Genomic DNA, 23,197 nt, shown 5'->3' with positions numbered 1-23,197 from the left:
GCATCCATCCTCGAAGATACCTACGAATAAATCAAGTGACGCTTCGATGGTAATTCGTACACCGGACATTGACGTTATCCACAGGGCGGATCCGCGTCATCCGCGTTTCTCGTAACCTTCCGGCATGCCTCCGGTCTCGCCGTTCGACGTCTCGCCGTACGACGTCGCCGTCATCGGTGTGCACCTGGCCCTCGCGGGAATCGGCATCTGGCTGCTGGCGATCGACGCCCGCACCCATCGTCTGCCGAACCGGATCGTGCTGCCGGCGCTCGCGGCATCCCTCGTTCTCGTCGGCGTCGACGCGCTCGTGACCCAGCGCACCGACGCGCTGCTCGGGGCGCTGGTGGGGATGCTGATCCTCGGCGGCTTCTACGTCGTGCTCCGCGCCATGAGCCGGGGAGGGATCGGCGGGGGAGATGTGAAGCTCGCCGCCCTCATCGGCCTCGTGCTCGGATGGCACGGCATGCAGGTGCTCGTGATCGGCGCGGCATCCGCCTTCGTCCTCGGCGCGATCTACGCCCTTGCGCTCATGGCGGTGAAGCGCGCGAACCGGTCCACCCGCATCGCATTCGGCCCCTGGATGATCATCGGTGCGGTTCTCGGCATCGCGATCGGCTGAGGACATCGCCGCCGAGTGAGGACTATGGTGTGCTCATGGCAATCGCACGACTTCACGGCGGCCCGCTGGACGGGCAGATCATTCCCATCGAGGAAGCCGATGACAAGCTGATCGTTCCCTACAGCGAGACTCAGGTGGTCTACAACCGCCGCGGGGACGAGCAGAACACCGGGTCCGGCGACGGACCGACCGAGGTCGATTACTGGTACGACGAGGCGCTCGAGGATCTCACGCTGAACGATGACTGAGGGGTCACGCACCGTCGAGGTCGAGCGCAAATACGACGTCGACGTCTCGACGCCCCTGCCGCACTGGGTTGAAATCGAATCCGTGGATGCCGTGACCTCCGGCGAGCTCCGTGAACTCGACGCCCGTTACTTCGACACCGCAGATGCTGCTCTCGCGCGAGCGGGCGTCGCCGTGCGCCGTCGCACGGGGGGCCCGGACGCCGGCTGGCACATCAAGGGGCCGCGTGAGGGGGACGGGCGGCTCGAGATCGCCTGGCCGCTGGACGGCGCCGGTGAGGAGGGCACGATTCCGGATGCTGTCTCCGATGCCCTCGCCCGCTGGACGACGGCTCCGCTCACGCCGCTCGCACGCATCGAGAACAGCCGCACCGCCTATGTGCTCACCGGGCTCGCTGGAGCGATCGCCGAGTTCGTCGACGACCGCGTGCGCGCCACCGACCTGCGCCACGGCACGCAGCGCGTGTGGCGCGAGTGGGAGGTCGAACTGGGCCCCGCTGCCCCTGCCGACGAGGCCGGGCGCGACGCGTTCTTCGCCGCAGTCGAAGCCGCGGTCTTCGCCGCCGGTGGGCGTGCCGCGGCATCTGATTCGAAACTCGCCCGCGCGCTGGGCTTCTGACACGACTTCTCTGGGCAACTTCCCTGGCGCAACCCCCTTCTGCCGGCGGGGTCGGCGTGCTTGAGTGACCTCATGAGTCACGCCCCCATCCTGCGTTCGCTGCAGACGATCGTCCCCGAAACGACCCTGCGGCAGGAGGAGGTGCGCGACGTCTTCGCCGCCCAGCCCGATCTCGGTCGGCTCGCCCAGCGGATCGTGACGGCATCCTTCAACGGCTCGGGCATCGACACCCGGTACACGGTGCTCGACGAACTGTCGCTGTCGGCCGACACGGATGAGCCGCAGTTCTTCGATCGCGAGACCGGTCGGTTGCTCTCGCCGAGCACGAAGGTGCGCAACGAGGTCTACGTGCGGGAGGCGTGGAAGCTGTACGTCGACGCTGCCCGCAGATCCCTCGAGGCCGATCCGGACATCACCGCAGCCGACATCACCCACGTGATCACCGTCTCGTGCACGGGGTTCTACGCACCGGGGCCCGACTACGAGATCGTGCGTTCCCTGGGGCTCGCGGACAGCGTCGAACGCTATCACTTCGGATTCATGGGTTGCTACGCGTCGATGCCCGCACTGCGGGCCGCCGCCCAGTTCTGTGCGGCGAACCCGGACGCCGTCGTCCTCGTGGTCAGCGTCGAGCTGTGCACGCTGCATCTGCGGTCGTCCGAGGACCCGGACATGATCGTCGCGACCTCGCTGTTCGCCGATGGGGCCGCAGCCGGGCTCGTCACCGCACGATCGTTCGACTCCGCCGTGCCGGGGTTCGCGTTGGACCGGTTCCACACCGGGATCATCCCGGAGGGCAAGAGGGACATGGCCTGGATGATCGGCGACACCGGTTTCGAGATGATCCTGTCGACCGCCGTTCCGCAGCTGATCGGGGACAACATCGCAGGTGCGCTGCGTCCGCTGTACGCGTCCGACGCGGTCCTCGCCGGCGCGTTCGATGACGGATCGATCGGCGAGCAGGTGGCGCACTGGGCGATCCACCCCGGCGGACGAAGCATCCTCGACAAAGTCGAAGAGCACCTGAAGCTGTCAGAGCAGCAGCTGCACCCCGCGCGGGAGGTGCTGCGTCAGTACGGCAACATGTCCAGCGCTACGGTGCTGTTCGTGCTGCGGCGCATCCTCGAGGAGGAGGGCGCGCGCGACGGTGAGCGCGTCGCGGCGATGGCTTTCGGCCCTGGACTGACGGCCGAGACCGCACTTCTGACCGTCGTCGCACCGTGACGCCTGACCTGTCTGCCCGCGCCGTCGATGCGCGCGAGCTGATGGACGATCCGGATTGCGACCTCCGGATGCTGGAGCGGACGTACGAGCAGTTTCCGCTCGTGAACACCATGGTGTCGCGGTGGCATTCGGTCTACCGGCGTGACATCCGGCCCCGTGCGCGACGGAAGCCTCTGCGCCTGCTCGATGTAGGGGCAGGCGGCGGTGATGTGCCGCGGGCGCTCGCCGCGTGGGCGCGTCGCGATGGGCTGCAGGTCGCGGTGACGGCGCTGGATGCCGACGATCGGGCGATCCGGTGGGCGCGCGAGCGCGGTGGCGGGGTTTCATACCGATGCGCGCACACCTCAAGCCTGGTCGCGGCCGGTGAGCGCTTCGACGCCGTCGTCTCCAACCACCTGCTGCATCATCTGACCGGTTCGGAGCTGCTCGAACTGCTGGATGATTCGATTCGCCTGGTCGAGGACGACGGTCTCGTGCTCCACCGCGATATCGCGCGAAGCCGCTTCGCGTACCGGGCCTTCGCCGCCGGGACGCGGCCGTTCGCGCGGAACGTGCTCGCCGAGTCGTTCATCCGAGAGGACGGGCTCACGAGCATCCGTCGGTCGTACACGGCCCACGAGATCGCCGAGATCGTGCCGGCCGGCTGGCAGGTGCGGCAGGAGCTGCCCTCGAGGCTGGAGCTGCGATGGGAGGCGTGGGATGCCCGACCATGACGTCGCGATCGTCGGCGCGGGCCCGGTCGGGCTGCTGCTGGCGTGTCTGCTCGCGCAGCGTGGCATCGACGTCGCGGTGTTCGAAGCGCGGGATGGTGCGGACGAGCGGTCTCGTGCGATCGGCATCCATCCGCCAGGGCAGGTGGCGCTGGATGCTGCCGGCATCGGTGATGAGGCGCGCGGCGAGGCGCTGGTGCTGGAGGGCGGCGAGGTCGTCTGCGCTGGGCGTGTGCTGGCATCGCTTTCGTTCAGCGAACGCCAGCGGGTGCTGATCCTGCCGCAGCACCGAACGGGCGAGCTGCTCCGCGGCCGGCTGTCAGAGCTGTCTGCTGATGCGCTGCAGCTCGGGCGTGCTGTGGCCGGGGTGCGGAACGAGGGGACAGTCGTTCGCTTGACGCTCGCGCAGTCCAACGATGTCACGGCGTCCGTCGTCGTAGCGGCTGACGGTGTGCGAAGTGGCATCCGCCAGGAACTCGGCATCGCATGGAGTTCTCGGCGCGGTGCGGGGTGGTACGCGATGGCAGATATCCAGGACGTCGACCGCGGCCGGCGCGCCCAGCTGTATTGCGAAGCAGGGGGACTGGTCGAATCGTTCCCTCTCCCTGAGGGAATGCGACGCTGGGTCGCAGCTGATCCTGAGCACGCCCTCGGCGATGCGGAGTCCTTCATGCGTGCGATTCGTGCGCGCACCGGCATCCATCTGGACCTCGCATCCGAGACCCGACCGACGATCTTTCAAGCTCGGCAGCATCAGGCCTCGCGGTTGATCGACGGTCGGGTCGTTCTCGTCGGGGATGCTGCGCATGAGACGAGCCCGATCGGCGGGCAGGGGATGAACCTCGGCTGGGCGGCCGCGGTCGACCTGGCCGCAGCGATAGAACGCGCTTTGCGCGTGGAGCTGCCGGACTTCTCCGACTACGAGCGACGCGCTCTTCGCGCGGCCGCCCGTGCTCAGCGCCGCTCGTACTTCTACATGACGATGGGGCGCCCGGTTCGCGGGCCCGTCCTGCACGGTCGCAATGCGGTGATCCGGATGCTGGGCACGGCGCCCCTGCGCGGCCGAACGGCCGACATGATCACGATGCGAGGGACGTGAGCCCTTCGCGGGTCGTTGAGCGGAGGCGGCAAGCAGCGTGTGTCGCATATCGTCGACTCATGCCCCTCGTACTCATCACCGGAGCAGCCCGCGCGAACAGCATCGCCGCCGGCGTCGTCGCCAGGCTGGAAGCCGACGGGTGGGACGTCGTGACCAGCGATCTAGCGGCCGGCGACTACCCATGCGATCTTTCCGCGACCACGGCGCCCGCCGCGCTGATCGACCGCGTCTCCCGCGAGCGCGGAACCATCTCGGCCCTCGTGCTCAGCCACGCACACGACGTGGAGTCGGGCGTTCTGAGCACGACTGCCGAGGAGTTCGACCAGCACATGGCAGTGAACGCTCGCGCATCCCTGTTGCTGATCGCCGCTTTTGCACGCCAGGTCGATTCAGCCGGCGGCGCGATCGTCGCGTTCACGAGCGACCATACGACTGGGAACCTCGCGTACGGAGCATCCAAGGGTGCACTCGACCGGATCGTCATTTCATCCGCTCGCGAACTCGGCCCGCAGTCGATATCCGCGAACGTCGTCAATCCTGGACCGATCGACACCGGCTGGATGGATGATGAGACGCGCACGACCCTGACGTCCCATCATCCACTCGGCCGAGCGGGGACGCCGAAAGACATCGCAGCTGTGACCTCATTCCTTCTGTCGGATGAAGGACGCTGGATCAGCGGCCAACTGATCAACGCTGATGGGGGCTTCTCCGCTCGATTCTGAGCGCATGCGGGCAGGCGCAACCCACCGGCACACAGGTGGACTCTGCGCGAGCGGTCTCAGCGGCGCACCCTCACCGCGGTAGCAGAATACCGAGCGCTCCAGGAACCACCCGGATGCTCACGCTTTCACTGCCGAGGCGCTCGCCGTCGGCGTAGACGACAAGCCCGGGAGCGGACACCTCGATCTCTCGGCCGCGCATCGTCGTGACCTGCGGCAACTGCACATGCGTGCCCTTCAGGAGGCGCGGGAACAGCCGCAACAGTCGGAGCCGCCCGATCGGGGGAACATGCGTGACATCGAGCAGGCCGTCATATGGGTCCGCACTCGGGCAGACCGGCATCCCCCCGCCATAGCTGCTCGTGTTGCCGACGGCGATCAGCGTGCCATCCGCGACCGGGGCATCCACGCCGTCCACGCGCACGGCGAAGCGCATCGGCGCCAGCCGAACCAGCTCGATCAGCAGCGCGAGGTAGTAGCGCGCGCCGCCGCGCGGCCAGCGCAGTCGGTTCGTGCGCTCGCTGACCTTCGCATCGAAGCCCAGCGCCGCGATGGTGAGGAAGTGCGTCGAGCCGTCCGGGCATCTCGCCTCGCCGACATCGAGTGCCCGCGGGATGCCGTCGACCGCGGCCTCCGCCGCGAGCGCAGCCGTCTCATCCGAGCCGTATGGGATGCCGAGCGATCGGGCGAGATCGTTACCGGTGCCGGCCGGGACCAGGACGATCGGGATGCCGGATCCGACGAGAACGTCGACGACGCTCGACAGCGTTCCGTCGCCGCCGACGATCACGAGAGCATCTGGCCCGGCTGCGACCGACTCGGCGACCAACCGTCGCGATTCCTCAGGGGATGAGCCGGCGAGCACAACCGGATCCACACCACGCTGGCGCAGGTGGGCGATCGCCGCATCCGCTCGCGAAGAACCGCGTCCGCGCCCGGCCTCCGGATTCACGAGGACGTGGACGTTCGACACGTCAGCCCTCCCGAGACGCGATGAGCGCGCCGGGGTTCATGACTCCGGCGGGATCGAGTTCGCTCTTCAGCGCGCGCAGGATCCGCATGCCACCGTCGCCGATCTCCTTCGCCAACCAGGGAGCATGATCACGACCGACGCCGTGGTGATGGCTGATCGTGCCGCCGCTGCGGAGGATCACGTCGTTCACGCGCGACTTGATCGCATCCCACTGTTCGAGAACCTCTTCGCCGGAGCCTCGCAGGTTGCCGATGATCGTGAAGTAGAGCGCGGCGCCCGTCGGGTAGACGTGCGAGATGTGGCACATCACGAGCGACTTGGCGTCTTGCTCTGCGAATCCAGCGCGCAGCGTTTCGGTGATCACAGCCTTCAACTGAGCGATGTCCGACCAGACAGCCGCGGTCTCGAGCGTCTCGCAGAAGACTCCGTGATCGAGCATCGCGTCACGCAGATACGGCGCCCCGAACCGGCCCTTCGCCCAGTCCTCGGCGGGCCCCGCGCCGGTCGAACGCCCTCCGGCGGCCGTGAGGACCTTCGCAGTGAGTGCATGACGCGCGGCTGCGACCTCAGGCTCGCCCTCGAAGACCGTGACGGCGCTGCATCCCTTCGACAGTGCCTTGCCGATCTTGCCGTGCTGCGCGAGTCCGATCCCGGTCTCGGCCTCGTCAGAGAGACGGATCACGGTCGGGCCGCTGCCGAGCTGGGCGACACGGCGAAGGGCATCGACTCCTGTCGCGAAGTCGGGGAACGACCACCCTTCGTAGATGCGTGTCACGGGCAGTCGGTGCACGCGCAGGCGCAACTCGGTTATGACGCCGAGGATGCCCTCCGCGCCCAGGAAGACGCGCAGAAGATCCGGCCCCGCCGCCGTGCCTGGGGCCCCGCCCAGAGCGACCTCGCCTGTCGGCGTCGCCACGCGCAGTGCTGTGACCATCGCGTCGAAGCGGCCGTTGCCCGCCGAGTTCTGACCGGACGATCGCGCCGCCGCGAATCCGCCCAGGGTCGCGTACAGAAAGCTCTGCGGGTAGTGCCCAAGCTCGAACCCGCGCTCCGCCAGCAGGCGCTCGGCCTCGGGGCCGGTCGTACCGGCGAGGAACTGGGCCTCGCCGCTCACCTCATCCAGGTGGAGCATGCCGGTGAGCCGGCGCAGGTCGAGTGCGATCACGGCCCGATGACCGTCGCGTTCAGGATCCAGCGCTCCGACGACGCTCGTGCCGCCGCCGAATGGCACGACCGCGACACTGTGTTCAGCAGCCCAGCCGAGGACCGCGAGAACTTCCCCGTGATCGGCGGGGGAGACCACGGCATCCGGAGCGTCCTGGTCCGCAGACCGCTTGCGGACGAGGTCGATCGTGGACCGCCCCCCGGCATGCCGGATCCGCGATTCGTCATCGGTGGTGACCTGCGGGTCGCCGACGATCGCGGCGAGGTCCGCGCGATCTTCGTCCGTGAGCGCGGATGCGGCGACGTGAACGTCTGACAGGGCGACCGCGGGCTCTGGACGCTGCACCCGGCCGAGCACAGTCGGCAGCAGTGCTCTCACCGCAAGAGGCAGATCCTTTGCGAGCGCAGGGTCGCCCCAGCCGTTCCAGCGCATCGTTGCAGCAGGTGAGGTCTCCGTCGTCATGGGTTACAGTGTGACACATTATGGAAAAGCGTCAAGCGATCCCGATTCTCCCCATCGAGGCGGAGCTGCCGTCCTGGGATGACGCCGACGCGCACATCCTCGAACGAGCCTCCGATCTCATCGCCTCACGCGGCACCGCGCGCCTGACGATCGCCGAGCTCGCCCGTGAGGCGCGTGTCAGCCGCCCGACGATCTATCGACGCTGGGCGAGCGCTGACGAGGTGGTCCGCGCGGCACTGCTGCGCCAGACGATGACGGTCATCCGCCGGCTCGAACCCGAGGTGAGCACCCGCGAGCGGCTCGTCAGCGAGACGCTCCGGTTCGCCGACCTGTTCCGAGAAGATCCCGTGTTCGGACGCCTGCTCGCCAGCGAACCGGACGCGTTCACGCAGTACAGCCTGGAGCGCGTCGGATCCAGCCAGCGCGCGATGCTCCGGTGGCTGGCCGACGCCATCGCCCACGCGCAGAACGGCGGAACGGTGCGCGCGGGCGATCGGAGCGACATGTCCGTCATGCTGCTGCTCATCGTGCAGTCAGCTGTCCTCTCGTACAACGCCGTCTCGTCGCTGATCGGCATCGAGGAATGGCATACCGAACTCTCCCGAGCGGTGGACGGATACCTGCGGCCATGACAGACGAATCCGGCGTACGCGCCTCATCGATGCTCAACGCCGGGCGGCGGTCGCGCGAATTGGACGCGCTCGCGAGCGCCGACGAGGTCGACCTGCTCGTGATCGGCGGCGGCGTGACCGGCGTGGGCGTCGCCCTGGATGCCGCGAGCCGAGGCCTCTCCGTCGTCCTCGCAGAAGCCCGCGACCTCGCGTTCGGCACCAGCCGTTGGAGTTCGAAGCTCGTCCACGGCGGACTCCGCTACCTCGCGTCAGGAGACTTCGCCGTCGCGCGAGAGAGCGCCCTCGAGCGCCACCTGCTCATGACCCGCATCGCTCCGCACCTCATCCGCACGCTGCCGCAGCTGCTGCCCTTCGTCGATGGCGTCTCGGCGAAGCAGCGCTTCGTCGGCGGCATCGGCCTATGGATGGGAGACGGTCTGCGGCGCATCGCCCGCACGCCGAGCTCGGTTCTGCCTCATCCGCATCGAGCGACCGTCGGTGAGGCCGTCGCCATCTTCCCGGCGCTGAGTCGGGACGGCATCCGCGGCGGCATCGTCGGCACGGACGGCCAGCTCATCGACGACGCGCGGCTCGTCGTCGCCATCGCGCGAACGGCAGCCGCGCACGGCGCGATGATTCTGACGCGAACGCGGGCGACGGATGTCGACGGCAGCGGTGCGACCCTGCACGACGAGCTCGGAGGGGGATCGCTGCGCGTGCGCGCCCGCGCGGTCGTGAACGCGGCGGGCGTGTGGGCCGGGCAGCTCGACCCCGACATCCGCCTGCGCCCCAGTCGCGGGACGCACATCGTCCTGGATGCCGCGACGCTCGGCAACCCCACCGCAGCGCTCACCGTTCCGCAGCCCGGATCGATCAGCCGCTTCGTGTTCGCCCTGCCGACGCAGCTCGGACGCGTGATCGTCGGCCTCACCGACGTCGATGCGCCGGGCCAGATCCCCGACGTGCCGACACCGGCAGAGGACGAGATCGACTTCCTCCTCACCACGCTGTCACGGGCTCTCGACCGTCCGCTGACGCGCAGCGACGTGCGCGGCTCCTTCGCGGGGCTCCGCCCGCTCATCGAGTCGGGAGCCGGCGGATCGACCGCCGACATCTCCCGCCGCCACCACGTAGAGGTGTCGCCGAACGGCGCCGTCGGCATCCTGGGCGGAAAACTGACGACCTACCGCGCCATGGCGAAAGATGCGGTCGACCTCGCGCTTCGGCATGCCGGCCTCGACGATCCAGGATGCCGTACCGATCGACTCCCGCTCGTCGGAGCGCCCGGATCCCTCGTGCCTGTTCCGGATGCCGGTGCGCGTCGCTCATCCGCGACGCTTCGCTCGCGCTACGGCACGGAAGCGGCATTCGTCCTCGCGGGCTTCGGGCACAGCGGCGCCGAACGGGTCGCCGAGGGGATCGACGTCATCCGCGCCGAGGTCGCGTTCGCGGTGCGTGCCGAGGGGGCGCTCGATGCGGACGATGTCCTCGATCGGCGCACGCGCATCGGTCTGGTGCCCGACGACCGGGTCGCCGCCGCCGACGTCGTGGCTGAAGTGGTCGCCGAAACGCTCGACGACCTCTCGACCTGAGCCTGGAAAGAAGAAAAACCCGGCCGAGACGTGCTCGGAACCCGGGTTCTCCTTCTTTCGACGCCGCAAGACGGCGCGATGCAGATCAGAAGTTGATCATGTGGCCTGCGAGGCCGTGGAAGCCCTCCTGCAGTGCCTCCGACAGCGTCGGGTGCGTGTGCACGTTGCGTGCCAGCTCGAGAGCGGTGAGGTCCCACTTCTGCGCGAGGGTGAGCTCGGGGAGCAGCTCCGAGACGTCCGGTCCGATCATGTGAGCGCCGAGCAGTTCGAGGTGCTCAGCATCCGCGATCATCTTGACGAAGCCGACGGGCTCGCCGAGGCCGTGCGCCTTGCCGTTGGCCATGAACGGGAACGTCACGACCTTGACGTCGTGGCCCTCGTCCTTGGCCTGCTGCTCGGTGAGACCGAAGGAGGCGACCTGAGGCGAGCAGAACGTCGCACGCGGCATCATCCGGTAGTCGCCCAGCGTCTGCGTCTCGGCTCCGCCGATGGTCTCGGCCGCCACGACACCCTGCGCCTCGGCGACGTGCGCCAGCTGCAGCTTCATCGTGACGTCGCCGATCGCGTAGATGCCGTCGACGTTGGTCTTCATGTGGTCGTCGATGTCGATCGCGCCGCGCTCGGTGAGCTTCACACCCGTCTTGTCGAGACCGTAGCCCTCGACGTTCGGAGCGAAGCCGACAGACATGAGCACCTTGCCGGCCTCGATGGAGGCCTGCTGGCCGTCCTTGCCGGTGTAGGTGACGGTGACGGACGAGCCGTTGTCGACGACCTTCTCGACCTTGGTGGAGGTGAGGATGTCGACGCCGTAGTTCTTGTACTGCTTGGTGATCTCCTTCGACACGTCGGCATCCTCATTCGGAAGCGCGCGGTCGAGGAACTCGATGATCGTGACCTTCACGCCGTAGTTCGTGAGAACGTACGCGAACTCCATGCCGATGGCGCCGGCGCCGACGATGACGATCGACTCGGGCAGCTCGCGGGTCATGATCTGCTCTTCGAACGTCACGACGTTGTCGCTCAGCTCGACGCCCGGCAGCAGGCGGACCTTCGAGCCTGTGGCGATGATGACGTTGTCGAACGTGACCTCTTCGGTGGATCCGTCGGCCTTGGCGACGGAGATCGCCTTCGGGCCGGTGAAGGTGCCACGACCGTTGTACTCGGTCACCTTGTTCTTCTTCATCAGGAAGTGGATGCCCTTGACCCGGCCCTCGGCGACCTCGCGCGAGCGATCGAACGCCTTGCCGAAGTCGATGGTGAAGTCACCCGAGATGCCGAAGAACTCGGCCTTGTGGTTCAGGGTGTGGGCGAGTTCTGCGTTCTTGAGGAGTGCCTTGGAGGGGATGCAGCCCACGTTGAGGCAGACACCTCCCCAGTACTTCTCTTCGATGATCGCGGTGGAGAGGCCCAGCTGTGCGCTGCGGACTGCGGCGACGTAACCGCCGGGGCCCGCGCCGAGGATGACGACGTCGTAGTGTGGCATGCCTTAAGCCTATCGCCCTGCGGGGGTGTCAGATTCGGAATCGGCGGCCTTGCGAGGACGCAGCAGAAGCACCAGCAGGAACACCACGATGAGCAGCACGACGGCTCCACCGATCAGCCAGGCAGGGGAGAACGATGCCTGCGCCTCCATGTTGGGATCCTCTGCGGCCTGCGTCTGATCCGGTGCCGGAGCGGCCGTCTCCTCGGCGGTCGGGGCAGTCGACGGCTCGGACGAGCCGAGTGTGCTCGTCGTGACGGAGAACCCGAACTCACCGGAGGTCGGGTGGCCGTCGCTGGAGACCACCTTCCAGAGCACGTGATACTCGCCGGCATCCGCCTCTGCGACGAGCGGCTGCGTGACCATCGCTCCGTCGAGCTCGGCGGCGCCGTCCGTGACCGACTGGCCGGCGTCATCCATCACGACGATCTCCGTGGAGCCGTCACCGCCGATGAGCGCGGCGCTGAACGTCAGGGTGATCTCGCCGGGCAGGATATCGACCGTCGAACCCTCGGCAGGGCTGGACTCCACGAGGGCGTCGTGCGCCGCGGCCGGCTGCGGCCACGCGAAGAGGAAGACGAACGCGGCCAGCAGGGTGGCGGCCAGAGCGAGGGGAGCGAACGAACGACGAGCAGTGAGAGTACGCACGACTCCACCTTAGGAAATCCGAATGTGGATGCGCTGTGTCGTACTTGCCCTCGCTCGGCGGTCACTCGATCAGTTAGTCTGGGTCGGAAGGAGGGCAACCGTGACAGATTTCGAAAGCCGATCGGCTCGCGATGCATCGATTCACCGCGACGGAGAGCAGCGGCACGACGCCACGCAGACATTCGGACACGACTCCGACCTTTCCTTCGTCCCGTTCGGTGCGGAGCTCACTGAAGTCGAGCAGTCCGCGATCGCCGCGCTGCCGGCCGGCTCGGCGCTGCTGCTGGTGCGCTCGGGCGCGATGGCAGGAGCCCGGTACCTGCTCGACACCGATGTCACCACGATCGGCCGTCATCCAGAGGCCGACATCTTCTTCGACGACGTGACCGTCTCGCGTCGTCACGCCGAGATCACCCGTGCCGGAAGCTCCTTCGAGATCATCGATCAGCGCTCGCTCAACGGCACCTACGTCAACGGAGAGCGCGTCGACCGCAGCGCTCTCGTCAATGGCTCCGAACTGCGGATCGGCAAGTTCCGTCTGAACTTCTTCCTCTCCGCCGCCGACCTTGCGGCGGCGTCTGACTGATGGCAGCACTCCCCGCCCGCGATCGCTCAGCGTCTGCGGGTCTACTGAGCATCGGTCAGGTCCTCGCGCGCCTGACGCCCGAGTTCCCTGACCTGACCTCGAGCAAGCTGCGATTCCTCGAGGTGCAGGGCATCGTCACCCCGTCGCGAACGGAATCGGGTTACCGCAAGTTCTCGCAGTCCGATATCGAGCGACTGCGGCTCGGGCTCACGCTCCAGCGCGATCACTATCTGCCGCTCAGCGTGATCCGCGAACAGCTCGATGAGGCCGAAGCCAACGGCGACACCGGGCTCGCCTTCGCCCCGCCGCCGTCGATCGCGCCCGCGCCTCGGCGCTACCGTCGCGAAGAGCTGCTGTCGGCGGCAGGTGCAGGGCCGCAGATCCTCAACGACGCCATCAGCACCGGCATCATCGCCGCTGCCGAGACCTACTCCGAGTCGACCGTCACGCTGCTGCGCGGCCTGGTCGCCTTGGATCGTCACGGCATCGAGCCCAGGCACCTGCGCACCGTCCGCCAGAGCGCGGAGCGCGAGGTTTCGCTGATCGAGTCGGCGATGTCGGCGCTGCTGCGCAGGACGGATTCCACGTCCAGAGGAAAAGCACGTGAGATGGCGCCGGAACTGGCGACCAAACTCAGCGAGGTTCGAGCGGCTTTCGTGAAAGAAGCGCTCGCGCGAGTGCTTTCGTAACGAACAGGTTGCGACACACCTTCATCGCGAAGCGGATGTCGTTGCCCGGGGCAGAGCACTGCTCTAGCGTTGGGGGTATCCCGTCAGAGAGGAAGTCATATGAATGCGGATGAGCGTGCCGGCGACCCGCGGTTCGTGACCGAGCTCCTCTTCACCGACGGCCTCCCCGCCATGGACGACGAGGTCGGCTACCGCGGTGCAGTGGCTGCCCGTGCGGCCGGTATCACCTATCGTCAGCTCGACTACTGGGCCCGCACCGAGCTCGTCGAGCCCACCGTGCGCGGCGCGAGCGGCTCCGGTTCGCAGCGTCTTTACGGCTTCCGCGACATCCTCGTGCTCAAGCTCGTCAAGCGTCTGCTCGACACGGGCATCTCGCTGCAGCAGATCCGCACCGCCGTCGATCAGCTCCGTGCTGCCGGCATCCGCGATCTGGCCGGCACCACGCTGATGAGCGACGGCGCCTCCGTCTACCTGTGCACGTCGAACGACGAGGTCATCGACCTCGTCAGCCGCGGACAGGGCGTTTTCGGCATCGCCGTCGGCAAGGTGCTGCGCGAGGTCGAGTCGACGCTGGTCGAGTTCGACCCCACAGCGCCGGATCCCGTCGACGAGCTCAGCGCCCGTCGCGCCAAGCGCACGGCCTGACCGGAGGCACGCTCAGGAACCGGAGCCAAGCTCAGGGACCGGCGCAACAGAAAACGCGCTCAGCAGAAGCTGAGCGCGTTTGCTTTGCCGGCCCTCTCAGGCCTGTGCGCCGGTCTCCGGTACGGGGACGCGGCCCGTGCGCACGATGCGGTCCAGCAGCAGGTCGAAGTCTGCGGCGAGCTCCTGAGCCGAGTCGCCCGGCCAGATGTGCAGCGGCTTCGCCGCGCCCTGCGCCTGCTGCAGCGACGTGCGCTCCGGCAGCTGAGGCGAGAGCACGAGCGGTCCGAACATGTCTCGCAGTTCCTTGATCCGGAACTGGTGTTCGATCGACTGCGGGCGAACGCGGTTGACGACGATGCCCAACGGCTGAAGGCGAGGGGAGAGCCCTCGGCGGATCTCTTCGATCGCGCGCAGGGCACGGTCGGCCGCGGCCACGGAGAACAGGCCGGGCTCGGTGACGACGATCACGCGGTCGCTCGCGGCCCATGCCGTGCGCGTCAGCGCGTTCAGGGAAGGGGCGCAGTCGATGAGGACGAGGTCGTAGTCGCTCTCGACGGAGGCGAGGGCTTCTTCGAGCTTCCACACGTCGCGAACGCTCGGGTGCGGACCGTCGTAGTTGATGGCGGACGGGCTGCCGATGAGCACGTCGATCGTTCCGGGGTGCACCTTCGCCCAGCCGCTGGAGGTGATCGCCTGACGGACGACCTTCTCCTTGGGGTTCGCGAGAACATCGGCGATGTTGAGGCGTCCAGCGACCTGGATGTCCATTCCGGTGGAGACGTCGGACTGCGGATCGAGGTCGACGACGAGGGTGCGAACACCTCGGGCGAAGGCCGCTGAGGCCAGTCCGAGGGTCACGGTCGTCTTTCCGACACCGCCTTTTAGGGAGCTGACGCTGAGTACGTGCACGGACACCACGTTACCTTCCCCTAGGCTTGGAAAACACTCAGCCCCGCCCTGTGCGCGTCGACAAAGCCGCGCATGAGCTATCAGAGGTGTGCATGTTCCAGAAGATCCTTGTGGCCAATCGTGGTGAGATCGCGATCCGCGCCTTCCGAGCGGCGTTCGAGGTGGGGGCGCGCACTGTGGCTGTGTTCCCGTACGAGGATCGCGGCTCGCAGCATCGCCTCAAGGCTGACGAGGCCTACGAGATCGGGGAGCGCGGCCACCCCGTGCGTGCATACCTCAGCGTCGACGAGATCATCAGGGTCGCGCTCGAGTCCGGTGCCGATGCGATCTACCCGGGGTACGGCTTCCTGTCCGAGAACCCGGAGCTCGCAGAGAAGGCAGCGGAGAACGGCATCGTCTTCATCGGACCGCCGTCGAACGTGCTCGAGATGGCCGGCAACAAGGTCGAAGCCAAGCGCCATGCGATCGAAGCCGGTGTACCGGTCCTGCGGTCGACCGAAGCGTCGGACGACGTCGACGCGCTGGTGGCTCAGGCCGACGAGATCGGATTCCCCGTGTTCGCCAAGGCCGTCGCCGGCGGCGGCGGACGCGGCATGCGCCGGGTCGAGACGAAGGACGAACTCGCACCGGCCCTCGCCGAGGCGATGCGCGAGGCGGAGAGCGCATTCGGCGACGCGCGCATGTTCCTCGAGCAGGCGGTCGTCCGCCCGCGCCACATCGAGGTGCAGATCCTCGCGGACAAGACCGGCGAGACCGTGCACCTGTTCGAGCGCGACTGCTCCGTGCAACGCCGGCACCAGAAGGTCGTCGAGATCGCTCCGGCGCCGAACCTCGACGACAGCATCCGCACGGCCCTGCACGGCTACGCCATCGCCTTCGCCCGCTCGATCGGATACGAGAATGCGGGAACCGTCGAGTTCCTTCTCGAGACAGCAGGGGAGCGCACCGGCGAGGTCGTCTTCATCGAGATGAACCCGCGCATCCAGGTCGAGCACACGGTGACCGAAGAGGTCACCGACGTCGACCTCGTGCAGACCCAGATGCGCGTCGCGGCCGGCGCGAGCCTGGCCGAGCTCGGCCTGCAGCAGGACGATATCCACCTGCGCGGCGCGGCGCTGCAGTGCCGCATCACAACTGAGGACCCCACACAGGGCTTCCGCCCGGACACCGGCAAGATCACGACCTACCGCTCGCCCGGCGGTGCCGGCATCCGCCTCGACGGAGGCACCGTGCACCAGGGCGCGCAGATCAGTCCGCACTTCGATTCGATGCTCTCAAAGCTCACCTGCCGTGGTCGCGACTTCGAAGCGGCCGTCGGCCGCGCGCGGCGGGCACTCGCTGAGTTCCGCATCCGCGGCGTCTCCACGAACATCCCGTTCCTGCAGGCGCTGCTCGCCGACGACGCCTTCGTCTCGGGCGACATCAGCACCTCCTTCATCGACGAGCGCCCCGATCTGTTGCAGGGCAGGGTGTCCAAGGACCGCGGCACGAAGCTGCTGAACTGGCTCGTCGACGTCACCGTCAACAAGCCGAACGGGGAGCACCCCGGCGCGATCGACCCGGTGGCCAAGCTCCCGGCCATCGACCTCAGTGCCGAGCCGCAGGCCGGTTCCCGCCAGCGGCTGCAGGAGCTCGGGCCCGAAGGGTTCGCGCGCAGTCTGCGGGAGCAGACCGCGCTGGCGATCACGGACACCACCTTCCGCGACGCGCACCAGTCGCTGCTGGCCACCCGCGTGCGCACCCGTGACCTCGTCGCCGCAGCGCCCTACCTCGCCCGGCTCACCCCCGGCCTGCTCTCGGTCGAGGCTTGGGGTGGCGCGACCTACGACGTGGCGCTCCGCTTCCTCGGCGAGGACCCGTGGGAGCGGCTTGACAAGCTGCGCGCCGCGCTGCCGAACATCAACATCCAGATGCTGCTGCGTGGCCGCAACACGGTCGGATACACGCCGTACCCGACCGCGGTGACCGAGGCCTTCGTCGCCGAGGCGGCGACGAGCGGCATCGACATCTTCCGCATCTTCGATGCCCTCAACGACGTCTCTCAGATGCGCCCGGCGATCGACGCGGTCCGCGCGACGGGAACCTCCGTGGCCGAGGTCGCGCTCTGCTACACCGGCGATCTGCTGAACCCGGCCGAGGATCTGTACACGCTCGACTACTACCTGCGTCTGGCCGAGCAGATCACAGACGCCGGAGCGCACATCCTCGCCATCAAGGACATGGCGGGGCTGCTGCGGCCGGCGGCCGCCGCGAAGCTCGTGACGGCGCTGCGCGAACGCTTCGACCTGCCGGTGCACCTGCACACGCACGACACCCCAGGTGGACAGCTCGCGACTCTGCTCGCTGCGAGTGCGGCCGGCGTGGATGCTGTGGACGCGGCATCCGCCCCGCTTTCCGGAACGACCAGCCAGCCGTCGCTGTCGTCGCTCGTCGCGGCCCTCGCGCACACCGATCGCGACAGCGGCATCGATCTCGGCGGCGTCTCGGACCTCGAACCGTACTGGGAGGCCGTGCGCAACCAGTACGCGCCGTTCGAATCCGGGCTCCCGGGGCCGACCGGTCGCGTGTACCACCACGAGATCCCCGGCGGGCAGTTGTCGAACCTGCGTCAGCAGGCCAAGGCGCTCGGCCTCGCGGACGACTTCGAGCTCATCGAGGACATGTACGCCGCGGCCGACCGCATCCTCGGCCGAGTGCCCAAGGTCACGCCGTCGTCGAAGGTCGTCGGCGATCTCGCGCTGCACCTCGCGGCTGTGAAGGCCGACCCCGCCGATTTCGAGGCGAATCCCGAGAAGTACGACGTCCCTGATTCTGTCGTGGGCTTCATGGCCGGCGAGCTCGGTGATCTCCCCGGCGGGTGGCCGGAGCCGTTCCGCAGCAAGGTGCTCGCCGGGCGCACGGTGCGCGGCGGTCTCACGGAGATCTCCGCTGACGACGAGAAGGCTCTCGCCGGCTCGAGTGCGGACCGCCGCGAGAGGCTCAACACCCTGCTCTTCCCGGCCCCGACCCGAGAGTTCTCTCAGCAGCGCGAACTGTTCGGAGATCTGTCGGTGCTCGACACGGCCGACTATCTGTACGGACTCGTCCAGGGGCAGGAGCACCTCGTCGAGATCGATCGCGGCGTGCAGCTCTACGTCGGTCTCGAGGCCATCGGTGAGGCCGATGAGCGCGGCATGCGCACGGTCATGACGACGTTGAACGGCCAGCTGCGACCGGTGTTCGTGCGTGACCGCTCCGTCGCCGTGGACGCACACGAGGCCGAGAAGGCCGACACCGCGAAGCCCGGTCAGGTCGCGGCCCCCTTCTCGGGCGTCGTGTCGCTGAAGGTCGAGGTGGGTGCGACCGTCCGGGCAGGTGAACCCGTCGCATCCATCGAGGCGATGAAGATGGAAGCGGCCATCACCGCACCCGTCGACGGTGTCATCGAACGGCTCGCGATCGGCTCCACGCAGCAGGTGGATGCCGGCGACCTTTTGGTCGTGATCACTCCAGCCAAGTAATCTTGGGCGAGCGACAGGATCGCACAAGCTTGGAGTGACACAGTGACATCGAAGAACAGTTCCCCCTCGGAGGGCGACGATCTCGGCATTCTCGACGAGGCCGCATCTCTCGACACGACAGCGCTCGGCGTTCTCGGGCAGACCTCGCAAGTCAGCGTGACGCTGCCCGCGGGCGCGGATGATGACGACGACCTGGTCGAGGACGTGGTGGACGGCGAGTTCACCGGCGAGATCCTCGTCGGCGAGCTCGAGACCCCTCGAGCCGCCGTCGACCAGGATGCCGTCGAGCAGGATGCCGTGATCGGCGCGGTCGACGAGCCCGCGGTGACGGCGGACGCTGATCCCCTCGTCGACGCGGAGCCGATCGAGGATGCAGTGCCGATCGAGGATGCAGATGCTGTCGTCGATGCGGAGCCGGTCGAAGATGCTGCAGCAGCCGCACCTGCACCGGCACCGGCACCGGTTGCGGCGCCGGATATCGCGCTGGTGTCCAAGCGCTTCGGCGAGCAGGCCGGGCAGTCATCCCGCGAGACCGCCGACCTGCTGACCGCCGACCGTCTGCTCAACCCGAGCCAGCTGACGAAGCCCGAGCCGGAGGGCACGTGGAGCCACCTGCTCTACACGATCTCAGGACGCCGTATCAACATCGGCGACGGCAAGCGCGCACGAGAGCGCAAGGCGCTCACCGCGCGGATCGCGAACGCTCTCAACGGCGGTGCGCGCTTCGTCCCGGTGCTGTCGCGCAAGGGCGGCGTGGGCAAGACCACCGTCACTGCGCTCCTCGGCATGGCCCTGGCCGATGCGCGAGAGGATCGCGTCATCGCGGTCGACGCGAACCCCGATCGCGGCACGCTCGCAGACCGCATCGTCCGCAGCCCAGGCGGCAAGTCGGTGCGCGATCTCGTCAAGATCCACGACGAGGTCAGGGGATACCACGACCTCTCGGCGATCGTCGCTCGCGACTCCACGCGGCTCGACGTGCTGGCATCCGACCCCGACCCGCACATCGCGGAGGCGTTCAGCGACGAGGACTACCGCAACGTCGCAGACGTGGCGGCGCACTACTACTCGCTCGTGCTCACGGATACCGGAACGGGCATCGTGCACTCGGTCATGGGGGCCACCCTCGACAAGGCCGATCAGATCGTCATCGTCTCCGGACTCAGCGTCGACGAGGCGCGTCTCGCATCCGAGACCCTGACCTGGCTCGAGACGAATGGTCGCGAGGAGCAGGCGCGAGGCGCCATCATCGTGCTGAACCAGTCCACGCCCGGCAGTCCGCTGGTGCGTCTGAACGAGCTCGAGGCGCACTTCAAGACCAGGGCCAAGCATGTCGTGCGGATGCCGTACGACCCGCAGATCGCCGGCGGCGGCGCGATCGTCTTCGCGAACCTGCAGCCGGAGACGCGACAGGCCGCTCGCGAGCTCGCCGCATTGCTCGTGGAGAGTCTGCGCGCGAAGGCCGCCTGATGACCGCGCGAGAGATCAGAATCTTCGGCGACCCCGTGCTGCGCACCACGTGCGCTCCGGTGAGCACGATCGATGAGGGCGTCCGGTCGCTGGTCGAAGACCTCGTCGACAGCGTCAAACTCCCCGGCCGCGCCGGAGTCGCCGCCCCACAGATAGGTGTCGCCGTTCGGGCGTTCAGCTACAACATCGACGGCGACGTCGGCTACGTCATCAACCCGGTGCTCACCGAGGTCCGCGGCGAGCCGGTGCCCACCGGCGAGGGGTGCCTGTCGGTGCCGGGGCTCTGGCACGACGCCCTGCGGCATCCGTGGGCGCGGGTCGAGGGGATCGACCTCGACGGCAATCCGGTCGTGCTCGAGGGGGAGGGGCTGCTCGCGCAGGCGCTCCAGCACGAGACCGATCACCTCGACGGGATGCTGTACCTCTCCCGTCTCACTCCGGAAGACCGCAAGCGCGCGATGCGCGAGGTCCGCGAGAGCGACTGGTTCTAGCCCGGCCGGAGACAGCGCCTCAGCCGAGCGGCACGTTGGTCGTCTTCACCGGCTCGTCGTAGATCGCGGAGACCTGGTCGGCGAAGTCCGACATGATCACGTTGCGCTTGATCGACATCTTCGGCGTCAGGTGACCGCTCGCCTCTGTCCACTCGGAGTCGAGGATCGTGAACTTGCGGATCGACTCGGCGCGCGAGACGTTCTTGTTCGCGATATCGACCGCCCGCTGCACCTCGGCGCGAACGGCCTCGTTGGTCGAGGCATCCGCCAGGGACATATCAGCGGACAGACCGTTGTTGCCGAGCCACGTCGGGAGCATCTCGGGGTCGAGGGTGATCAGCGCCGAGATGAACGGCTTCTGGTCTCCGACCACGACGACCTGACCGACGATCGGATTGGCGCGGATCGGGTCCTCGAGCGCGGCTGGGGCGACGTTCTTGCCGCCGGCCGTGACGATGATCTCCTTCTTGCGCCCGGTGACCGTGAGGAAGCCCTCGGAGTCGAAGCTGCCGATGTCGCCCGTGCGGAACCAGCCGTCGTGGAACGCCTCGGCCGTGGCCTCGGGGTTGTTCCAGTACTCCTTGAACACGTTGATGCCCTTGACCTCGATCTCGCCGTCCTCGGCGAGACGGACGCCGACGCCGGGGAGCGCGGGACCGACGGTGCCGATCTTGGACTTGTCGGCGAGGTTGACCGTCGCGGGGGCCGTCGTCTCGGTCAAGCCGTAGCCCTCGAGGATGACCACGCCGAGGCTGTGGAAGAAGTGCCCGAGGCGCGGGCCGAGCGGAGCGGAGCCGGAGACGGCGTACTGGATGTTGCCGCCCATCGCGTCGCGCAGCTTTCCGTAGACGAGTTTGTCGAAGAGCGCGAATTTGATCTTCAGCCCGAACGGGATCTTCTTGCCCTCTTCGAGCAGACGGGAGTGCTCGATCGCCGCGGCGGCGGCAGCGCGGAAGATCTTGCCCTTGCCGCCGGCCTCAGCCTTCTGCTCGGCGGAGTTGTAGACCTTCTCGAAAACGCGGGGAACCGCGAGGAGGAAGGTCGGCTTGAAGGTGCCGAGTGCCGACAGCAGCTGCTTGGTGTCGGGCTGGTGGCCGGTGCGAACACCCGCGTGCACGTTGAGCAGCGAGATGAAGCGCGCGAACACGTGCGCGGTCGTGATGAACAGCACGGTCGACGCACCCTTGGTCTGCACGACCTTGTCGAGGGACTTCGCAGAGTTGCGGGTCAGCTCGACGAAGTTGCTGTGCGTGAGCACGCAGCCCTTGGGGCGTCCGGTCGAGCCGGAGGTGTAGATGAGCGTCGCGATGTCGGAGCCGACCGCGAGGTTGCGGCGGCGCTCGATCTCAGCATCCTCGACACCGGTGCCGGCGGCGGTGAGCGTGTCGATCGCGCCCAGGTGCAGCTGCCAGACCTCGCGCACGAGCGGCAGGTCACCGCGTACCTCGTCGAACTTCGCGAAGTGGTCGGCGGACTCCACCAGAAGGGCGTTGGCACCCGAGTCCTCGAGGATCCACTGGATCTGGGCGGGGGAGCTGGTCTCGTAGATCGGCACCATCACGGCGCCTGCATAGAACAGGGCGAAGTCGACGAGCGTCCACTCGTAGGTCGTGCGAGCGAGGAATCCGACCTTCTCGCCGGGCTGGATGCCTGCTGCGACGAAGCCCTTGGCCAGGGCGATGACGGCGGTCTGGAAATCGGCGGCGGTGATATCGCGCCATGCGTCACCGTCTGGTACGGAGAACAGGGCGAGGTCGGGTGTGGCCTCGACGCGCTTCACCAGAAGGTCGGTGATGTTCGCCTCGGGGTCGGCTGGGACGATCGCGGGGACTTCGAATTGAACCACGGCAACTCCTTCGGTACCGGTCGGGCACGGCTTTCCCTGAGTCTAGGGCACACGGGCGTGCTGACCCGGCGGATTTTGGTATTCAGTAGCGTATCAAGTGAGACTCAGTCGCATGCGTGCTGTGGGTCCGCCGCGCGCGGCGATGGTCGGCGATGACCCCCGGCGATAGACTTCCAAACGATGTTCTACTGGCTGATGAAGTACGTGGTGATCGGCCCCATCGTGAAGGGCGTGTTCCGCCCGTGGATCGTGGGGCGAAGCAACGTGCCCAGGACCGGTGCCGCGATCCTGGCGAGCAACCACCTCTCGGTCTCCGACTCGATCTTCCTGCCGTTGCTGATCGATCGCCCGATGTCCTTCCTGGCCAAGAGCGATTACTTCACCGGGCGCGGCATCAAGGGCTGGGCGACGAAGCAGTTCATGAAGGCGACCGGTCAGATCCCGATCGATCGATCAGGGGGCAAGGCTTCAGAAGCTTCGTTGAACACCGGACTGCAGGTCCTCGGCGGCGGCGATCTGCTCGGGATCTACCCCGAGGGCACCCGCAGCCCCGACGGCAAGCTGTACCGCGGTCGCACCGGGCTCGCACGCATGGCGCTCGAGGCCAAGGTGCCGGTGATCCCCGTGGTCATGGTCGACACCGACACAGCGATGCCCATCGGCCGCAGCATCCCGCGCGTCGTGCGCGTCGGGATCGTCATCGGCGAGCCCCTCGACTTCTCCCGGTACGCCGGTATGGAGAACGATCGTTATATCCTCCGGTCCGTCACCGACGAGATCATGGTCGCCCTCCAGCGGCTCGGAGAGCAGGAGTACGACGACGTGTACGCCTCGTCGGTCAAGGACCGGATGCCGCGGCCGTCATGACGGCCGAACGCCGAACCTCGCGCCG

Annotated in this window: 22 protein-coding genes; 16 read left to right on the top strand and 6 right to left on the bottom strand. The window is 67.7% G+C overall.

Annotation, left to right across the window (positions count from 1 at the left end; genetic code table 11):
- Positions 1-124: 124 nt before the first annotated feature.
- The 7 genes from LQZ87_RS08715 (at position 125) to LQZ87_RS08685 (ending at position 5,241) form a co-directional block, all read left to right on the top strand.
- Positions 125-619, top strand: coding sequence for an A24 family peptidase (locus LQZ87_RS08715; protein WP_230103073.1), 495 nt, complete (start codon positions 125-127; stop codon positions 617-619).
- A 35-nt stretch (positions 620-654) separates the two neighbouring features.
- The gene (locus tag LQZ87_RS08710; RefSeq protein WP_230103072.1) at positions 655-867 is read left to right on the top strand and encodes a response regulator; all 213 of its coding nucleotides are present in this window, start codon (positions 655-657) and stop codon (positions 865-867) included.
- A complete protein-coding gene (locus LQZ87_RS08705) occupies positions 860-1,483 on the top strand; it encodes a CYTH domain-containing protein (protein WP_230103071.1) in 624 nt (207 codons plus the stop codon). The genes LQZ87_RS08710 and LQZ87_RS08705 overlap by 8 nt, the downstream gene beginning before the upstream one ends.
- Before the next feature lie 72 nt (positions 1,484-1,555).
- Positions 1,556-2,707 (top strand): type III polyketide synthase, encoded by a 1,152-nt coding sequence (locus LQZ87_RS08700; RefSeq protein WP_230103070.1) that lies wholly within the window; start codon positions 1,556-1,558, stop codon positions 2,705-2,707.
- The gene (locus LQZ87_RS08695; RefSeq protein WP_230103069.1) at positions 2,704-3,420 is read left to right on the top strand and encodes a methyltransferase domain-containing protein; all 717 of its coding nucleotides are present in this window, start codon (positions 2,704-2,706) and stop codon (positions 3,418-3,420) included. Before LQZ87_RS08700 ends, LQZ87_RS08695 begins: the two co-directional genes overlap by 4 nt.
- A complete protein-coding gene (locus tag LQZ87_RS08690; protein ID WP_230103068.1) occupies positions 3,407-4,516 on the top strand; it encodes an NAD(P)/FAD-dependent oxidoreductase in 1,110 nt (369 codons plus the stop codon). Before LQZ87_RS08695 ends, LQZ87_RS08690 begins: the two co-directional genes overlap by 14 nt.
- Before the next feature lie 59 nt (positions 4,517-4,575).
- On the top strand, positions 4,576-5,241 hold the full coding sequence (locus LQZ87_RS08685; protein WP_230103067.1) for an SDR family oxidoreductase: 666 nt from the start codon (positions 4,576-4,578) through the stop codon (positions 5,239-5,241).
- Positions 5,242-5,311: 70 nt separating this feature from the next.
- On the opposite strand, the gene LQZ87_RS08680 is transcribed toward LQZ87_RS08685, so the two are convergent.
- Positions 5,312-6,211 (bottom strand): diacylglycerol kinase, encoded by a 900-nt coding sequence (locus LQZ87_RS08680; protein ID WP_230103066.1) that lies wholly within the window; start codon positions 6,209-6,211, stop codon positions 5,312-5,314.
- 1 nt (position 6,212) lies between these two features.
- A complete protein-coding gene (locus LQZ87_RS08675) occupies positions 6,213-7,838 on the bottom strand; it encodes an FAD-binding oxidoreductase (RefSeq protein WP_230103065.1) in 1,626 nt (541 codons plus the stop codon).
- Between the two features lie 20 nt (positions 7,839-7,858).
- Between LQZ87_RS08675 and LQZ87_RS08670 the strand changes: the two genes are divergently transcribed.
- Positions 7,859-8,470, top strand: coding sequence for a TetR/AcrR family transcriptional regulator (locus tag LQZ87_RS08670; protein WP_230103064.1), 612 nt, complete (start codon positions 7,859-7,861; stop codon positions 8,468-8,470).
- Positions 8,467-10,041, top strand: a complete 1,575-nt coding sequence (locus LQZ87_RS08665; protein WP_230103063.1) for a glycerol-3-phosphate dehydrogenase/oxidase — start codon at positions 8,467-8,469, stop codon at positions 10,039-10,041. The genes LQZ87_RS08670 and LQZ87_RS08665 overlap by 4 nt, the downstream gene beginning before the upstream one ends.
- An 85-nt stretch (positions 10,042-10,126) precedes the next feature.
- Here LQZ87_RS08665 and lpdA read toward each other — a convergent pair whose 3' ends face one another.
- Entirely contained in the window at positions 10,127-11,524 is a 1,398-nt protein-coding gene (gene lpdA, locus LQZ87_RS08660; protein WP_230103062.1) for a dihydrolipoyl dehydrogenase, read from the bottom strand.
- A gap of 9 nt (positions 11,525-11,533) precedes the next feature.
- A complete protein-coding gene (locus tag LQZ87_RS08655; RefSeq protein WP_230103061.1) occupies positions 11,534-12,169 on the bottom strand; it encodes a copper resistance CopC family protein in 636 nt (211 codons plus the stop codon).
- Between the two features lie 100 nt (positions 12,170-12,269).
- Here LQZ87_RS08655 and LQZ87_RS08650 point away from each other — a divergent pair, with 100 nt between their 5' ends.
- From LQZ87_RS08650 to LQZ87_RS08640, 3 genes are all read left to right on the top strand, one after another.
- A complete protein-coding gene (locus tag LQZ87_RS08650; RefSeq protein ID WP_230103060.1) occupies positions 12,270-12,755 on the top strand; it encodes an FHA domain-containing protein in 486 nt (161 codons plus the stop codon).
- Positions 12,755-13,444 (top strand): MerR family transcriptional regulator, encoded by a 690-nt coding sequence (locus LQZ87_RS08645; RefSeq protein WP_230103059.1) that lies wholly within the window; start codon positions 12,755-12,757, stop codon positions 13,442-13,444. Before LQZ87_RS08650 ends, LQZ87_RS08645 begins: the two co-directional genes overlap by 1 nt.
- A gap of 99 nt (positions 13,445-13,543) precedes the next feature.
- Positions 13,544-14,089 (top strand): MerR family transcriptional regulator, encoded by a 546-nt coding sequence (locus tag LQZ87_RS08640; RefSeq protein WP_290368258.1) that lies wholly within the window; start codon positions 13,544-13,546, stop codon positions 14,087-14,089.
- 96 nt (positions 14,090-14,185) lie between these two features.
- Here the strand turns inward: LQZ87_RS08640 and LQZ87_RS08635 are convergent, their stop codons facing one another.
- Positions 14,186-14,998, bottom strand: coding sequence for a ParA family protein (locus LQZ87_RS08635; protein WP_230103058.1), 813 nt, complete (start codon positions 14,996-14,998; stop codon positions 14,186-14,188).
- Between the two features lie 92 nt (positions 14,999-15,090).
- Between LQZ87_RS08635 and LQZ87_RS08630 the strand changes: the two genes are divergently transcribed.
- Genes LQZ87_RS08630 through def form a run of 3 tightly spaced genes read left to right on the top strand, consistent with a single transcriptional unit; the run spans position 15,091 to position 20,459 of the window.
- Positions 15,091-18,498 carry a pyruvate carboxylase gene (locus tag LQZ87_RS08630; protein WP_230103057.1) on the top strand — a complete coding sequence of 1,136 codons (3,408 nt, stop codon included), beginning with the start codon at positions 15,091-15,093 and terminating at the stop codon, positions 18,496-18,498.
- A gap of 42 nt (positions 18,499-18,540) precedes the next feature.
- Positions 18,541-19,968: a MinD/ParA family protein gene (locus LQZ87_RS08625; protein WP_230103056.1), complete on the top strand. Its 1,428-nt coding sequence runs from the start codon at positions 18,541-18,543 to the stop codon at positions 19,966-19,968.
- Positions 19,968-20,459: a peptide deformylase gene (def, locus tag LQZ87_RS08620; RefSeq protein ID WP_230103055.1), complete on the top strand. Its 492-nt coding sequence runs from the start codon at positions 19,968-19,970 to the stop codon at positions 20,457-20,459. Before LQZ87_RS08625 ends, def begins: the two co-directional genes overlap by 1 nt.
- A gap of 19 nt (positions 20,460-20,478) precedes the next feature.
- Here the strand turns inward: def and LQZ87_RS08615 are convergent, their stop codons facing one another.
- On the bottom strand, positions 20,479-22,305 hold the full coding sequence (locus tag LQZ87_RS08615; RefSeq protein WP_230103054.1) for a long-chain fatty acid--CoA ligase: 1,827 nt from the start codon (positions 22,303-22,305) through the stop codon (positions 20,479-20,481).
- Between the two features lie 180 nt (positions 22,306-22,485).
- Between LQZ87_RS08615 and LQZ87_RS08610 the strand changes: the two genes are divergently transcribed.
- Positions 22,486-23,172: a lysophospholipid acyltransferase family protein gene (locus tag LQZ87_RS08610; RefSeq protein ID WP_230103053.1), complete on the top strand. Its 687-nt coding sequence runs from the start codon at positions 22,486-22,488 to the stop codon at positions 23,170-23,172.
- The last annotated feature ends 25 nt before the right edge of the window (positions 23,173-23,197 follow it).

It is taken from the genome of Microbacterium sp. Bi121, from assembly GCF_918698005.1.
GTDB lineage: Bacteria > Actinomycetota > Actinomycetes > Actinomycetales > Microbacteriaceae > Microbacterium.
The sequence above is the reverse complement of the archived record's forward strand: the minus strand, read 5'-3'. Positions and strand labels throughout refer to the sequence as shown.